Annotated in this window: 13 protein-coding genes and 1 pseudogene; 3 read left to right on the top strand and 11 right to left on the bottom strand. The window is 60.7% G+C overall.

The features are described 5' to 3' along the window. Positions 1-41: 41 nt before the first annotated feature. Positions 42-464: a DUF309 domain-containing protein gene (locus tag BTUS_RS03805; protein ID WP_013074804.1), complete on the top strand. Its 423-nt coding sequence runs from the start codon at positions 42-44 to the stop codon at positions 462-464. 18 nt (positions 465-482) lie between these two features. Then, on the top strand, positions 483-1,088 hold the full coding sequence (locus BTUS_RS03800; protein WP_013074803.1) for a DedA family protein: 606 nt from the start codon (positions 483-485) through the stop codon (positions 1,086-1,088). A 2-nt stretch (positions 1,089-1,090) separates the two neighbouring features. On the opposite strand, the gene BTUS_RS16650 is transcribed toward BTUS_RS03800, so the two are convergent. Both BTUS_RS16650 and yfkAB read right to left on the bottom strand, forming a co-directional pair. Next, positions 1,091-2,995 carry a S8 family peptidase gene (locus BTUS_RS16650; protein ID WP_013074802.1) on the bottom strand — a complete coding sequence of 635 codons (1,905 nt, stop codon included), beginning with the start codon at positions 2,993-2,995 and terminating at the stop codon, positions 1,091-1,093. Between the two features lie 201 nt (positions 2,996-3,196). Continuing rightward, on the bottom strand, positions 3,197-4,423 hold the full coding sequence (gene yfkAB / locus BTUS_RS03790) for a radical SAM/CxCxxxxC motif protein YfkAB (protein WP_013074801.1): 1,227 nt from the start codon (positions 4,421-4,423) through the stop codon (positions 3,197-3,199). A 248-nt stretch (positions 4,424-4,671) separates the two neighbouring features. Between yfkAB and spo0A the strand changes: the two genes are divergently transcribed. After that, positions 4,672-5,466, top strand: coding sequence for a sporulation transcription factor Spo0A (gene spo0A / locus BTUS_RS03785; protein ID WP_041304884.1), 795 nt, complete (start codon positions 4,672-4,674; stop codon positions 5,464-5,466). A 49-nt stretch (positions 5,467-5,515) separates the two neighbouring features. Here spo0A and spoIVB read toward each other — a convergent pair whose 3' ends face one another. The 9 genes and pseudogenes from spoIVB to dxs all read right to left on the bottom strand — a co-directional run bounded on the left by spoIVB (position 5,516) and on the right by dxs (position 14,925). Continuing rightward, on the bottom strand, positions 5,516-6,799 hold the full coding sequence (spoIVB, locus tag BTUS_RS03780) for a SpoIVB peptidase (protein WP_013074799.1): 1,284 nt from the start codon (positions 6,797-6,799) through the stop codon (positions 5,516-5,518). Between the two features lie 173 nt (positions 6,800-6,972). Continuing rightward, the gene (locus tag BTUS_RS18775; RefSeq protein WP_245543360.1) at positions 6,973-7,329 is read right to left on the bottom strand and encodes a transposase; all 357 of its coding nucleotides are present in this window, start codon (positions 7,327-7,329) and stop codon (positions 6,973-6,975) included. 20 nt (positions 7,330-7,349) lie between these two features. Continuing rightward, entirely contained in the window at positions 7,350-8,363 is a 1,014-nt protein-coding gene (locus BTUS_RS03775) for an RNA-guided endonuclease InsQ/TnpB family protein (RefSeq protein ID WP_245543359.1), read from the bottom strand. Then, positions 8,326-8,972 (bottom strand): annotated as a pseudogene (locus BTUS_RS03770) (IS607 family transposase). The gene BTUS_RS03775 and the pseudogene BTUS_RS03770 overlap by 38 nt, the downstream one beginning before the upstream one ends. A gap of 93 nt (positions 8,973-9,065) precedes the next feature. Then, the gene (gene recN / locus BTUS_RS03765) at positions 9,066-10,775 is read right to left on the bottom strand and encodes a DNA repair protein RecN (RefSeq protein WP_013074798.1); all 1,710 of its coding nucleotides are present in this window, start codon (positions 10,773-10,775) and stop codon (positions 9,066-9,068) included. Positions 10,776-10,811: 36 nt separating this feature from the next. Further along, positions 10,812-11,258, bottom strand: a complete 447-nt coding sequence (ahrC, locus tag BTUS_RS03760) for a transcriptional regulator AhrC/ArgR (RefSeq protein ID WP_013074797.1) — start codon at positions 11,256-11,258, stop codon at positions 10,812-10,814. Further along, positions 11,258-12,118: an NAD(+)/NADH kinase gene (locus BTUS_RS03755; RefSeq protein ID WP_013074796.1), complete on the bottom strand. Its 861-nt coding sequence runs from the start codon at positions 12,116-12,118 to the stop codon at positions 11,258-11,260. The genes ahrC and BTUS_RS03755 overlap by 1 nt, the downstream gene beginning before the upstream one ends. Beyond that, a complete protein-coding gene (locus BTUS_RS03750; protein WP_013074795.1) occupies positions 12,118-12,966 on the bottom strand; it encodes a TlyA family RNA methyltransferase in 849 nt (282 codons plus the stop codon). The genes BTUS_RS03755 and BTUS_RS03750 overlap by 1 nt, the downstream gene beginning before the upstream one ends. Before the next feature lie 12 nt (positions 12,967-12,978). After that, positions 12,979-14,925 (bottom strand): 1-deoxy-D-xylulose-5-phosphate synthase, encoded by a 1,947-nt coding sequence (gene dxs / locus BTUS_RS03745; RefSeq protein WP_013074794.1) that lies wholly within the window; start codon positions 14,923-14,925, stop codon positions 12,979-12,981. Positions 14,926-15,052: the final 127 nt, after the last annotated feature.

Below are 15,052 nucleotides of genomic sequence, written 5' to 3'. Positions count from 1 at the left end.
ATCCCGTATAATTTGGGCAAGATCCCGGACGGAGGACAGCCATGACCGACTATCCCCGGCATTTTGTCGATTTTATTCACCTGTTCAATGTCGAGCGCGCCTTCTACGATTGCCATGAATACGGGGAAGAATTATGGCTTGAAGAAGGACGGCCGCTGTTTTTAAAGGGATTGATCCAAACGGCGGTGTCCCTTTACCACCTCGAAGGCGGAAATCTGGGTGGCGCCCGCAAATTGTGGCGAACAGCCTCTGCATATCTCTCGCCCTATACCCCCGCGTATATGGGGCTGGATGTCGAGCGCATCCTCCAGGACATGAACAAACTGTTCACCGAGCCCGGGGAACCCACTCCCGAACAGGCCGCCACGATCCGCCTGCACGTGGTCGACCCAAAACTTCAGGACCTCTTGGCAAACTGGAGAGTGCTCCCCGTGGACGATAACTCCACCCATTCCAACGACTGACGACCGGAGAGAGGAATCTTGCACAGCACCGATCTGTTACAATTTGTCGCAGCCCACGGATATGCGGCCCTGGCCTTGATCTTGGCCACCGGTCTCATTGGCCTCCCCGTGCCCGACGAGGTGCTGTTGACCTTTGCCGGATTCTTGACTTGGCAAGGCATCGTTCATCTACCGGGTACGGCTGCCTCCGCTTTTCTCGGGAGCTGTTCGGGCATTACGTTGAGCTACATCATGGGCCGGGGGGTATTTCGCCGGATTGCCGACCGGGTGCTCCGCCGGGCCATGGAAAGTGGAAAATTCGCCCGGGCGACCCGGTGGATGGATCAATACGGAGGATGGGCCTTATTTTTCGCGTATTTTTTCCCGGGGATTCGGCATGTGGCCGCCTATGTGGCCGGCGTCGGGCGCATGGCCTTCCGCCGTTTTGCAAAATGGGCCTACGCCGGAGCGGCTTTGTGGGTGCTGACCTTTCTTTTTCTCGGACGGTGGCTGGGTCCCCGCTGGCACGTCGTGGAGCGCTGGATGCACCACTGGACCCTCTGGGCGGCGGTGGCCCTTGTCGCGGTCACCGCCATCGGCCTGTGGTGGCTGCGGCGGAGCCGACCGGTGCGAAACCGGTCCTGACCTCAGGGCCACCACGGAAAGATACTCCTCCACCCTCCTCCGGTCTGAACGCTTCGAACCGCCGCCCCGACGTTGATGACCCCGTAACCGTACTGGGGATCCCGCCCGGGAGGACCGCCGTCTACCGCCGTTTGCTGAATGATGTTTCGTACTTGGTCGGCTGTGAGATTCGGGCTGCGCGCCCAGATCAGCGCCGCCAGACCCGCCACGTGAGGGGAGGCCATGGAAGTCCCGGAGAGGGCGGCATATTGTCCCCCCGCGTACGTGCTGGCAATGGAGACCCCCGGAGCCGCCACACCCGCGTGGGCACCGTAGCTGGAGAAGGGGGCGAAGACCCCGCCGGGGTCTACTGCAGTGACCGCCAGAACCTCGGGATAGGCGGCGGGGTACTCGGGGGTGTCCGTCCCTTCATTCCCCATGGCCGCCACCACCAGCACTCCCCGGCCCGCTGCATAACGGATGGCATCGTGAAGGTATTGACAGTCCTCGGTTTGACCCAGGGAGAGGTTGATGACCCGGGCTCCGTGATCGGTTGCCCAAATGATCCCCCGGGCCACATCGAAAGCCGAGCCAGCACCGTCCTGATCCAACACCTTGACGGGCAGGACCCGCCCATGCCAGTCGAGGCTGGCCACCCCTTCTCCGTTGTTCGACAACGCGGCGATCACCCCGGCCACGTGGGTGCCGTGACCATTATCGTCGTCGGGGGGACGGGTGGGGTCCAACAGGTTTGCACCGGGGAGGAGTTGGCCCTGAAGGTCCGGGTGCCCTCGGTCGACCCCGGTGTCCACCACGGCGACTACAATCCCCGGTGCCCCGGTGGTCGTGCGCCAGGCGTTCTCCGCGTCGATCATCGGCATGTTCCACTGATAGGGTCGGTATAAGGGATCATCCGGAGTCCGGTTGATCCGAGCAACCCCGTGGCGTTCGATGTAGCGGGCTCCTTTGGCGCGAAAGAGCGGTGCCGCCCGGTTCATGTCCGAAGGCCTTGCGAAACGAAATACGTATCCGCCTCGCCCGTCCCGGTTCACGACCCGGCCCCCCGAGGCCCTTTGAAGGTCCTCTAGCTCCGGAGTACCGAGCACTCGCCCAAAATGCACGATCCATTCCCCATCCCGGTGGACGACCCGGGGGGCGGGCCTTCCCTGGCCCCCACGGACATGCCAATCGGTCCCATCCACCGCCGATTGGGTATGGATAACGTCTTTGCCAGCCAACCCTTTGGAACTTCCCACCCCACCCGGGGCGGAGGATAAAGATCCTGGGCTCCCTTTCGTGAGGACCTGGGGACTCCCGCCCGGGGCATGAAGACTTGTCAGAGCACCGAAGCTTTTCTCATACTCCGCCGCCACCCGGTGCACCGACGCCAACGAGATTGTGACCGCAAGAAGTCCACCGCCCAGCCGGAGCCCCGCGGGGGAGTAGAGCCGGCCGGCCTCGTCCTGCCGGGCCGGGCCTACATACCACCCTGCGGATGACTGGGTGGTGCCATTTTCCACTTCCCGCAACAACGTCGGAGACAGGGAAGACCCGGTGGCGGCGGGCGGCCCGCCGGCCGGCAACCACACGGCCCCCAGATAACCCCTCCTTGGGAGTAACCGATCGGCCAACACCGCCGTCCGCTCGCCGGGTCCGGGGGATGACAATAGGGCAGCCGCCGCATCGGCCATGTCTTTTCTGGCCCGGGAAACCGTCAAGGACGCGGTCACCGCCACATCCCGGGATGCGATCTGAGCCGCGCTGTATGGAGTATGACTCAGGGGCGGTTGGGAGGGAACGTGCCCCGGCCCCGGGCTTTGTACGCCTCCTCCCGCCCACCAAGCACCGCCGAGGAGGGCGACAATCAAAGCGAATGACACCGGCACTCGCAGGAATCTCGGGCCCCGTTCGCTTCGCTTTTTCTCCATGCTCGTCCCTCCCCGCAGCGAGACTTTGACCCCTTTCAGTGTGCCTTCGGGAAAAAGTCAGTATGCGGTGAGCAAGATGGAAAAAGGACACTGCCCTGCGGGACCGAGCTCTGTGCTAAGATAAAGGGAAGGTGGATGAGTCGAGGTGGTTAGGTGAGACCGCGACAGATTCACGGAGTCCGAATCGCCGTGGCGGTGGCTTCAGCCCAGGGCGGGAGAATCGACATTCAGACAGCCATCAGCTACTTTGGCTGGATTCCCTTCTCCCCTTCCTGATTCGCGCTCTCCGACCGGTACCCCGGTGATGGCATACCGGCCCCGCCATCCGCTCTCCTCCGGAGCCCGGCGACGGCGGAAATCAACGCCGGGATAATAGGCCTCGGCCACGAGAACGTTGGGGCCCAAACAGCCAACGTGGGGGCATTGGCATCCGAAACGGGTGAACCGCCATTGATCACGCCATCGCTCGAAAGCGTCCCGAATCGGCTCCCTGTGCCAGTTCCCGATCGGCCCCATGTCGGCAAAATCGGTCACGTAGATGCCGCCGTCAAGGAGGTTTAGATTGAGACGGATTCGACCATCCGGATCATTGCGCACCGTGACCCCGGGCTCCCGGGCGATGCGCGCCAAAAGTTCCCGGTCCCGGGGGTCGTCGCTACACGGATAAAAGGGAAAGGTTCCGAACAGAATCCATACCCGGGGATCTCGTCCATCAAGTAGCGCCAGGGCTTCGGCGCGCCAATCGTCCAGGCCGAGCAACGGCAACTCCCGGGCGAAGTCACTGGGGTACAGGGGATGAATTTCATGCCGCCGAACCCCCAGGTCGGCGAGACGGCGGTGGATCTTCGTCAGCCTTCCTTGAGTCCGCGGGCTGATCATCGACTCGGCCGACACGAAGACCCCCTCTTCCGCCAGTCGTCGGGTGTTATCCTCCAGCCTCTGAAACAGAGTGTCCGCGGTTTTCGGGGCCGGCCGTCGGCGAAGACCCGCAAAGGTCAGCACCGCAAAATCCTCTGGCGTCAAATAATTATAGGAAATATGCATGACATCTACGAAGGGCGCTATAAGGAGATAGCGATCCACATCGAGTGTGAGGTTTGTGTTGATTTGTGTTTGACAGCCTCGATTCTTTGCATAGCGCAACAGCGGAAGGACGGTGGACTCGATCAACTCGCGATCATAGCTGGGTTCACCGCCGGTGATACTGAGGGTGGTCAAATGATCGATCTGATCCAGCCGCCGCAAAAGAGGCCCGATATCCGGGCGCTCTTCTGTAATGGTCAAGGTATCCCCCACAGCGCAATGTTCACAGCGGAGATTACACCGGCCCGTCACCGTGACCTCGATGCTGCTCAGCCGGATCTCGCCCTGGGAATCCCGGGACAACAGCGCCTCCCAAGGGTCGTACGTCGGACTCATCGCACTCATGCTTCGACCTCCTTCGTGCATGTTCACCATACATAAAGGAACACCTGCGGTCAACCGCAAATTTCTGACGCGGTAAATTTTCCTGTCGCATGGGAAGGATCTCACCGGCGGGCGTCGAATGGTTATCGATGTGCCCCCTGTAGAAGACCCCCCCGGCGTTCGCCTGCCTTGATGCGCAGGTCCACTTCCCGAGTCGGCAGACCGTCATAGAAGGAGGTGTAGTGCCTGGTCGGGTGGCCAGGTGGAGCGTGACACCTATTCGAGTATTGATCGGCGATGACAACAAAGAGTTCGCGCAGCTTCTTCAGGATTATATCGATAGCCTGCCGGATATGCAGGTGATCGGGCTGGCTTTTAACGGGCGAGAAGTGGTGGACTGCATCGAAACCCTTCAGCCCGATGTGGTGATTCTCGATATCATCATGCCTGTATTGGACGGAATTGGCGTTTTGGAAAAAGTGGCTCCCCTCGAAAGGGAAAACATGCCGAAATTCATCATGTTGACAGCCTTCGGTCAAGAAGGAATCACAAAACGAGCCGTCGATCTCGGGGCCGCCTATTACATTTTGAAACCTTTTGATATGGAGATTCTTGCGAATCGCATTCGCCAGGTCAGCACCGGCTCTGCACCAGGCGCCTCAAGCGGTGCGCAGTCGATGGGGGGAGGCGGCTGGCAAGGACAGGGAAAACGCAGCGTAGATTCAGACATCACCCAGATCATCCATGAAATTGGTGTCCCCGCGCATATTAAAGGATACCAATACCTGAGAGAAGCGATTTCCATGGTATATCAGGATGTGGAGATTCTAGGATCCATAACAAAGGTTCTCTACCCGCGAATCGCGGAGAAATATAACACCACGCCTTCCCGGGTGGAACGGGCCATCCGACATGCGATCGAGGTCGCTTGGGGAAGGGGTAACGTGGACGCGATTGGTTCGGTGTTCGGGTACACCGTCAACATGGGGAAAAGTAAACCCACGAATTCAGAATTCATCGCCATGGTCGCAGATCGTCTGCGCTTGAATGCCCGCACCGGTTAACAGCGCCCGCAGGAAAGAACCCCCGCACAACCTGCGGGGGTCATATCAGTCAGGCCGCAGAGACGGTGTCTTGCGCCTCATGGCCTGTCGCTTCCCGCATCATCCATTCGGCGAAAACCCCGTACCCCTGGGTGGGATCGTTGATAAACACGTGGGTAACGGCGCCGATCAGCCGGCCGTCCTGCAGGATGGGGCTGCCGGACATGCCTTGCACAATGCCTCCGGTTTTGGCCAGTAGCCTGGGATCGGTCACTTTGAGAACCATGCTCTTAATGGCCGGATAGCGTTGTTTCATGACACTGACCACTTCAATGTTAAAGGCTTCGACCTTCTGACCCTCGATCACCGTCAGGATCTTAGCGGGGCCAGGGTGAACTTGATCCGCCGGGGCAACGGGGATGGGTTGATTGTAGAGACCGTGATCCGGGGGATGGGCCATATGCCCAAAGATGCCAAATGATGAATTTTCCTTCACGTCGCCGAGCACATGATGTTCGTCCACCATTTGGCCTCGTTTTTCTCCCGGCTGTCCGTTTTGCCCCTTGTCAATGGACGTGATGGAGGAGTTGAGCACCTGCCCTTCGCCAACCTCGATGGGCTGTCCCGTATCGACGTCGGTGATGACGTGACCCAAAGCGCCGTAGACGTGATTCACAGGGTCGTAGAAAGTCAAGGTGCCCACGCCAGCGGCGGAATCCCGAATGTACAATCCGATTCGGTAGGTGCGCTGATCACGATCGTACACCGGGTGCACCTTGACATGAAAGGATTGGCGCTGGCGGATCAAGGTCACATCGAGATCGCGGTTCGCTTCGCCGGCTTGACGAATCCTCTGCGCCGCCTCTTCAACGGTGGACACCGGGTGGCCGTCGATCTCGACAATGCGGTCCCCGACTTTGATATTGGCCTGTTCCCCGGGCGAAATTTCTCGTTCGCCCGTGTGGATCACATTGTACCCAACGATCATGATCCCTTTTGAACGCAGACGGACACCGATGGATTGGCCGCCGGGGATCACTTTCCAATCCGGCAGGACGTCAACCCGCATTTGTCGAACAGGGATCCCGAAAACCTCAAGACGCATGTGAGCCGGACCCGGTTGGGTTCCATTGACTTGCCAGATGCCTGCCGTTCCGTTCCGGACGACGATGGCGCTCTGCGCATCCGGCACTAAACGGCTGGGTCCCCCGGCTTGCACCGCCACCGACGAACCCACAACGGTTTCTATTGAATCAGGAAGACGAAGCCACCCGCTGAACGGAGGACAGAAGCACGTCACGACGACCAGGGTTGCCAATAGCAGACCGACCCACTTCCGACGCTGGTGTGCCACGCCGTTCCACTCCCTTTCCTGGATGCACCTCCACCGTAGACTAGGCGTCCGTGCGTGCTTATAACCTGCCCGCCCGGCCTGTGGGTCTATCCCGCCAAAAAGCTGGCACCGCTCTCCCAAACCTACACAAATCTCACTTTGCGCAGAATTTGGGTTCGGGACTGTCATGTCCCTCATTTGATTTCTTGGCGGCCAGCGGCGTGATCTCCCACCCGCCCGCCGACAATCCCCGGCATCTCATGGATCCCTAGACCGTCGAACCGCCAAGCCCGCCTGGTCGTAACGACTATTTTGTCTCCCAGACGGCCCGAGCCAGGCACCTCCAAGTTTTTCAGCACTTGTTCCAGTCCGTTGATCGACGAATTCTCGTCCCGGATGTGGTGCGTCCCGCACTCCGGACAGGTCCACTCCCGAACCTCCGGCGGAATCCCCTCCGGCACTTTGTAGTCGCATACGTGGCAGGTCCGGGTGGACCCGTCTTCGTCCCACTCGCCGTACACTTTCCCGGATCGGGTTGCTGTCCACTTCAAGGTTTTCTTGAATCTGCCGATCAGCGACGGTTGTTCATCGCCCGGCGCATCCCCCGGCTGATTCCCCCGCCCTGCGGCGTATAGTCCCCCACGAACACCCCGTCGTACTCCCGGTACAGCCGGTTGGCCACCGTCCGCAGGTACGTCTTCGTCTGTTCTCGGCGTACCCGCCACAGCTCGTCCAGCCGCTCGTTCAGCTTCCGCCACCGCCGCGAAGGCAGCCACGCCTCCGTCCCATCTTCTCTCACCACCCGAACGGACTTCCTCTTGCACCGGTCCCGAAGGGACTTTAGCTCGTCGATTCGCCGGTCCAGGATCTTGAGAAACCACGGGTTTTGGATTTCCGTCGCCACCCCGTCAGTCCCCACTCCGTAGCCCAGGTTCTTGTGGTTCGGGTCAATCGCAATCACCCGCCCCACAGACCGCCGGGCCGGCACGGGCCGCCTGACCGTGAAGACCGCGTAAAACAGCTTCCCTTCCTTGACAATCCGAAGCTGGCGAACCATTCCCGCCTCGAACCAATCGGGCAAGGGTTCCGCCAGCCGGGCCGTCACCTGGGCTTGCTTCTCTTTGCCCGTTCCTTCGTCCAGCACCTTCCCCAGGGACACCTCCAGCTTCCGGCCCTCCAACCGGTACCCCTTCCACGGCTCGTCGTATTGCAGGGAGAACCATTCCCGCTTCCACGACCGGAACTTCGGCCAGCCGACGCTCGATGCCCCCTTTTCGCGGCGGGCCTTCTGGTATTTCCGGATCGCTCCGCTCAGCCGCAGGGCCGCGTTCTTCAGCACCGACGAATACACCGTCCGCAGGAACGGGCGCTCCTTCTTCAGCGCCGGAACCCGGTCCCGCAAGCCGCGTTCGGTGTACAGCACCTTGGCCGCTTCCGGGTCCTGGGTGCTCCGGAACTTCTCCCGCAGGGTGTTCGCCTCTTCGAGAAGGTGATTATACAGCCAGTTGGCGATTCGCGACTGCCCGTCCAGAATCGCCGCCGTGTGTTCATCCACTTCCAGAAGCATTTTCAGGACGGATGGCATCGGCCGCCTCCCTCAACGTCTTCATGATGTCTCTAATCGATCGGCTCCGGCTCCCGTACAACCGGGCCGAAAACACCGTGATGATCTCCAGCACGTCCTGCGCCAGCTCTTCCTCAAAGGTCGCCTCTTCCGAGGCGCCCTTGATGACCACCTCCGTGCCGAAATGCTCGCAGAGCGAGAACACCAACTCCGACCCGAAACGAAGCAGGCGGTCCTTGTGGGTGACCACCAACCGGCCCACTTCGCCGGAACAGATCCGGCGAATGAGTTCCCGCAGGCCCCGTTTGTGGTAGTTCAGCCCGGAACCCAGGTCGCGGATCACTTCGTGCCGCCACCCGTTCGCGGCGCAAAAGGTCTCCAGCAACTCCACCTGCCTCTCCAAATCCGCTTTCTGGTCGTGGCTGGAGACCCGGGCATAGGCGAGCGTGATCCGCTCTTTGGGCTCCGGCTCCTTTCGGGACCATCCGCGCAGGCTGGCAGGTCATACCGGCGGTGACCTCCAGGTGTCCGCTCCACCCGGATCTTTCCTTCCGCTTCCCAGCGGCGCAACGTCTCCGGCGACACTCCCAACTCTTTGGCGGCTTTTCCAATGGGAACCTTCATGGTCAAATTCTACAAAAAATGGGTAAGAATATCAATCAATATTTAAGTTTTACTTAACAGCTGCGAGCCCCCGCGTGCAATGTGGCCTTTCCCCCCGCTTTACCCCAACCGGAAATTGGATGGCGCAACCGGCCGTCGCTCCAGCATCTCCCGGGCCTGGCGACGAGTGATCTCCGTCGCCGCGGAACCCGCCAACATCCGGGCCACTTCTTCAATCCGATCCGCCTCTTCCAGAACTTCTACGATTGTCCGGGTGGATTCCTCCGTCTGTTCCTTGCGGATGCGATGATGGCCATCGGCCATGGCCGCGATTTGGGGTAAATGAGTGACACAGATTACTTGGCGGCGCCGAGCAACCTGGACCAATTTTTCCCCAACCACCACCGCCGCCTGGCCGCTCATGCCAGCGTCCACTTCATCGAAAATCAAAGTTGGAACGTCATCGGCATCCGCCAAGACCACTTTTAGTGCGAGCATCAATCGGGACAATTCACCCCCCGAAGCCACTTTTGAAAGCGGCGCCGGTGGCTCGCCCGGATTGGCCGAAAACAGGAACTCCACTTGATCCGCGCCGTCGGACCGAAATCCTTTCTCGGTCTCGCCCAGCCAGCGCACTTCGATCCGAAACTGGGCGCGGGGCATCGCCAGTTCCCTCAGCTGCTCCTGGACTTTCCCTTGAATCCGTTCCGCCAGGGCCAAACGGTTGAGGGAAAGGCGCCGGGCTGCGCTGACCATTCCCTCCCAAGCCCGGATTCTGGCCTCTGATCGTTCCTGCAAATCAGCTTCATAATTGCGAAGGCGAGAGAGCTCATTCTCCATTGTTGCCGCGGATTCTAAAATTGACTCCACCGAACCGCCGTATTTTCGCATGAGCCGGCGCAACTGGTGAAGCCGTTCTTGCACGGACTGAAGCTTCTGGGGATCTGCCTCAATAGTTTCCAAATAACGCCTCAGTTCATGGGCCGCTTCACTGAGGTTGGCCGCGGCACTCTGTAACATTTCGAGTATACCCGCGAGCCCCGGGTCGTATTTCACCAGCCCTTCAACCGTTTCTACAATCTCGGCCACCACATCGGTGACAGCTCCGACTCCCTGTCCACCTTCATCCAACATCTCGTACGCCCGGGAAGCGTCTTCGAGGATCCGCCCAGCGTGGCTCAACCGCCTGTGTTCCGCCTCCAGTTCTTCCTCCTCTCCGGGGGCGGGTGAGAGATCCCGGATTTCTCCCAATTGGAACAATAACCAGTCGATTCGCTGCAATCGTTCCTCCTCCCCCAATTGAGCGGCCCGAAGGTCGGCGTCGGCCCGGGTAAAAAGATCGTGAGCCCTTCGGTATTCCTCCAGCAGCGTTTGATGGGATGCATCGCCATAACCGTCCAACATTCGCGCGTACCGATCCGGCTGCAAGAGGCTCTGGTGCTCATGCTGGCCGTACACATCGATTAAACGGGCGGCCAGATCCCGCAGCATTTGAACGGTGACCGTCCGGCCGTTGATTCGGCACACGCTCTTACCCTGGCGGCCAACCTCCCGAACCAGGAGTATCTCCTCCGCTGGCTCGAAGCCCATCTCTTCCAGCCACCGGAGGGCTTCTGGGCGGCCGTCGGTAGAAAACAGCGCCTCCACCACCGCCTGTTTCGCTCCAGCCCGAACCTGTTGCGCCGAGGCCCGCTCCCCGCGAATGAGTCCGAGGGCGTCGAGGAGGATCGACTTCCCGGCCCCCGTCTCCCCGGTCAGCACGTGGAACCCGGTTTCAAATTCCAGGTGGGCTTCATCAATCAACAAAAAATTTCGCACCGACAGCGACATCAGCACAGCGTCCCACGCCCCTTTCGCAGTGCGGTGTCACACCATCTGACGGAATCGTTCTTCGACGGCCGCGGCCTGTACAGCGGAGCGGCAGATGACCAGAATGGTATCGTCCCCGGCGATGGTTCCCATAATCTCCGACCATCCCACCGCATCCACCAGGGCGGCCACAGCATGGGCATTCCCGGGAAGCGTTTTCATCACGATAAGGTTCTCGGCCCGGTCCAGGGACACGAAACTCTCCGGCAGCATCCGCTGAAGTCGGGCTTCGTTGTTCACCGACGGTTCCGGCGGCAACGCATAGACGTACCGACCATCGGCTGTGGGAACTTTGATCAGTTGGAGTTCTTTGATATCCCTGGATACCGTGGCCTGGGTGACCTGAAACCCGCTTTCACGCAAAGCTTGGACCAGTTCTTCCTGAGTTTCGATGGAGCGGGCGGCCACCAACTCCCGAATGTGCGTCAAACGTTTATTTTTCATCACTGCGCCTCCACTCCCCGAAGCTTCTGGCGCAGGACGTCAAAGAATTGCCGTTCCCGCCATTTAATCAGGGTTGCGAAATGAGCCGATCTTTGCACAAGAACCTCATCCCCGACCCGCAGGCGCACCGACACTTGACCGTCCGCAGAGAGACCCAGATCCTGGTGGTTCGCCCGGGCCTCAATTCGCACCTTGCGATCGGCAGGAACGATCATCGGACGGGTGCTCAGGGTGTGAGGACAAATCGGGGTCAAAAGCATCACCTCGGCCTGGGGAGCCACAATCGGACCTCCACACGAAAGGGAGTAGGCGGTGGATCCCGTGGGGGTAGAAACGATCAGCCCATCCCCCGCGTACTGATCCACATATTGGCCATCCACTTCGACCCGCAGGGAAGCCATGCGACCGAGGGCACCCTTGCCCACCGTGATGTCGTTCAGGGCCAAGAAGTGGTGAACCGTCAACCCGCCCCGGCGCACGTCCGCCTCGATCATCATTCGATGCTCGAGCTCGTAGTCGCCGTGCACCACCCGGTCCACCGCTTGGTCGAGATCCTCGGGTTCCGCCTCGGACAGAAAACCGAGGTGGCCGAGGTTAAAACCCAGGAGTGGCAGGCCAAAAGGGGCAAACCGCCGGGCGTACCCGAGAAACGTGCCATCGCCGCCGAGAATGAACACCACGTCTACCCGTCCCGGGAATGCCTCCAGCGCCAACCCCAGGTCCGGCCGCCGCACGGCTTCGGCGGCCTTGGGATCCAAGACGGCATCCCGCCCCCGGGCATGGATGCACTGAACAAGTGTGTCGGCGATCTCCGCCGCCCGGGGTTTGTCCAAATTCACCACCAAACCCACCGATTGCATCAGCTCCGGTCCCCCTCCTTTGGGCGGATTTGACCCAGGACCCGATGCGCTTCCTCCACCACCACCGGAATCTCCTCCCGCCACCTCCCATCTGGCAGACCGTCCTCCGACTTTCGCCGCAGATATAGGAGAAATTCGATGTTTCCATCCCCTCCGGTGATCGGCGAGAATGTCAATCCTTTCACCTCGAATCCGTCGTTTCCTGCCGCCTCCATCACTTCCCGCAAAACCCGTCGGTGCACCGCCGGGTCCCGGACAATGCCGCCACGCCCCACCGATTCTCTTCCCGCTTCAAACTGAGGTTTCACCAAAGTGATCACATCAGCCCCGTCCGGGAGAAGCTTCGATAAAACCGGAAGGATCAGCCGAACGGAAATGAACGAAACGTCCATGACCGCCTGGTCAGGATCGGGCCCAGGGAGGTCCGCTCGCTTCAAATAGCGGGCGTTCGTCCGTTCGACCGGAATCACGCGGTCATCGTTGCGCAGTCGCCAGTCCAGTTGGCCGTATCCCACATCGACGGCATACACCGCCCTGGCCCCGTGGCGGAGCAAGCAGTCGGTAAACCCCCCGGTAGAGGCCCCGATATCCAGTACGACCCGGCCCTCCACAGAAATAGGAAACTTCTGGAACGCCTTCTCCAACTTCAATCCGCCCCGGCCCACGAAAGGATGGTCTTCCCCCCGCACCTCCAGCGGCTCATCCCGACCGACGGGGGTCCCCGCCTTGTCGATCCGCCGCCCTCGGGAAAAGACCCGTCCGGCCATAATCGCCGCCCGGGCCTTTTCGCGACTGGGGAACAGCCCCCGTTGAACGAGCAGTACATCCACCCTTTCCCGATCCGACATCGCACTCCTCCTTTAACGGCGGCCCTGGCCCAGGCGCAAATCCGAACCTTCCGGGGAATGAGCCGCCGCCCGGGGCACCCTGCCAGCCCGAAGAACATCTTTCACCGCATCCGCAACTCCCTCTGCCGTCAAACCCACGGCCCGGAGCAACTCCCCCCGTCCGCCGTGTGGGATAAACTGGTCGGGAAGCCCCAAACACCGCACCGGGACCCCATGGAGACCGTGGGCAGCCAGCCATTCCAGCACCGCAGAGCCCACCCCCCCTGCGAGGGCCGTCTCCTCCACCGTCACCAGTGCCCACCCCTCCCCGACCAGGCGAAGGAGGAGATCCCCGTCTAACGGTTTCACAAATCGCGCGTTGATGATCATGGGATCAACGCCTTCCTCGGCCAGGCGATCCGCCGCCTCTTCGGCTAAGGCCACCATCGGTCCCATCGCCACCACCGCCACCGGGGAAACCCCTTGGCGAATCACTTCCCAGGAACCGATAGCAATGGCATGCCACTCTTTATCCAGAGGGACACCCCGGGCTGCACCCCGGGGATACCGCACCGCCACCGGTCCCGGCAGTTGGAGGGCCGTATACAGCATCTGGCGCAGCTCATTCTCATCTTTGGGCATCATGATCGTCATGTTCGGCACCGTCCGGAGGTAGGCCACGTCGAATGCGCCCTGGTGGGTCTCCCCGTCCGCTCCGACCAACCCCGCCCGATCCACCGCAAAAACCACCGGGAGATTTTGAATACAAATATCGTGAATCACTTGGTCATAAGCCCGCTGCAAAAATGTGGAATACACCGCGAATACAGGCCGCATCCCGGCGGCAGCCAATCCCGCGGACAACGTCGCCGCGTGCTGCTCCGCAATGCCGACATCGAAAAAGCGGTCCGGGAAACGCCGGGCAAACTTCGTTAAACCCGTCCCCCCCGGCATGGCCGCGGTGATGGCCACGATGCGGGGATCTCGCTCCGCCAATTCCACAATGGCATTCCCGAAAACATCCGTATAACTGGGTGCTGAGGAAGAAGAGCTTTTTTCCGCCTTGCCCGTTTCGGGGTTAAACGGAGTGACGCTGTGGAGTTTGTCCGGCGCCCGCTCAGCCCGACCATACCCCTTGCCCTTTTGAGTAACCACGTGCAGCAATACGGGGTCCGGGCATTCTTTGACCCGTTCCAACATGGTGGTGAGAGCGGTGAAATTGTGGCCATCCACCGGACCAAAGTAGGTGAAGCCGAGCTCTTCAAACAGCATCCCGGGCACCCAAAAATATTTCACACTGTCCTTCGCCCGCTCCAACGTCCGGGCCACCTTGCCGCCGATGGAAGGAATGCGCTTCAGCAGATGCTCCACTTCATTTTTCATCTTGGCATAGGTCCGGTCCGTGCGCAGTTTGGCCAAATAATCCGCCATCGCCCCAACGTTTTCCGCGATGGACATCTCGTTGTCGTTGAGTACGACGATGAGGCGCTTCCCGAGGTGTCCGGCATGATTCAGCGCCTCAAAAGCCATGCCGCCGGTCATGGCCCCGTCGCCGATCACAGCCACCACATGATGGGACTCGCCCTTGAGATCCCTGGCCACCGCCATCCCGAGGGCCGCGGAAATGGACGTCGAAGCGTGACCCGTGCCAAAAGCGTCGTGGGGGCTTTCCGAGCGCTTGGGGAAGCCAGCCAGTCCACCGAATTGACGCAGGGTGGAGAAGCGTTCTTTTCGTCCGGTGATAATCTTGTGCACGTACGCTTGGTGCCCGACGTCCCAGATGATCTTGTCCCGGGGGCTGTCAAAAACCCGGTGCAACGCGAGGGTCAGCTCCACCACGCCGAGATTCGGGCCGAAGTGCCCCCCGGTCACCGAGAGTTGTTGAATCAGAAACCGGCGTATCTCCGCCGCCAACTGCCGGAGTTCCGCCAGAGACATCGCCTTGAGATCGGCCGGGCCGTTCACACGGTCCAACAACACAGAGACCGCCTTCTTTCCCGAAGATCAAAACCCCATAAAACTGACAGCATTATAGCACGCCGAACCGGGCGTCTCAATGAACCGTTTCCCAACGTGCCGTCCCACCCGCCGGCAGACTCTTCCTCAG

The organism is Kyrpidia tusciae DSM 2912, from assembly GCF_000092905.1.
In the GTDB taxonomy this organism is placed as follows: Bacteria; Bacillota; Bacilli; order Kyrpidiales; family Kyrpidiaceae; genus Kyrpidia; species Kyrpidia tusciae.
The sequence above is the reverse complement of the archived record's forward strand: the minus strand, read 5'-3'. Positions and strand labels throughout refer to the sequence as shown.

What these genes read in the sequence shown, in the direction of transcription:
- BTUS_RS03775 (WP_245543359.1), bottom strand. Translation starts at nt 8,363, where the DNA reads ATGCCATCCGTCCTGAAAATGCTTCTGGAAGTGGATGAACACACGGCG.
- BTUS_RS03805 (WP_013074804.1), top strand. Translation starts at nt 42, where the DNA reads ATGACCGACTATCCCCGGCATTTTGTCGATTTTATTCACCTGTTCAAT.
- BTUS_RS03750 (WP_013074795.1), bottom strand. Translation starts at nt 12,966, where the DNA reads ATGTCGGATCGGGAAAGGGTGGATGTACTGCTCGTTCAACGGGGGCTG.
- BTUS_RS16650 (WP_013074802.1), bottom strand. Translation starts at nt 2,995, where the DNA reads ATGGAGAAAAAGCGAAGCGAACGGGGCCCGAGATTCCTGCGAGTGCCG.
- ahrC (WP_013074797.1), bottom strand. Translation starts at nt 11,258, where the DNA reads ATGAAAAATAAACGTTTGACGCACATTCGGGAGTTGGTGGCCGCCCGC.
- recN (WP_013074798.1), bottom strand. Translation starts at nt 10,775, where the DNA reads ATGTCGCTGTCGGTGCGAAATTTTTTGTTGATTGATGAAGCCCACCTG.
- yfkAB (WP_013074801.1), bottom strand. Translation starts at nt 4,423, where the DNA reads ATGAGTGCGATGAGTCCGACGTACGACCCTTGGGAGGCGCTGTTGTCC.
- BTUS_RS03755 (WP_013074796.1), bottom strand. Translation starts at nt 12,118, where the DNA reads ATGCAATCGGTGGGTTTGGTGGTGAATTTGGACAAACCCCGGGCGGCG.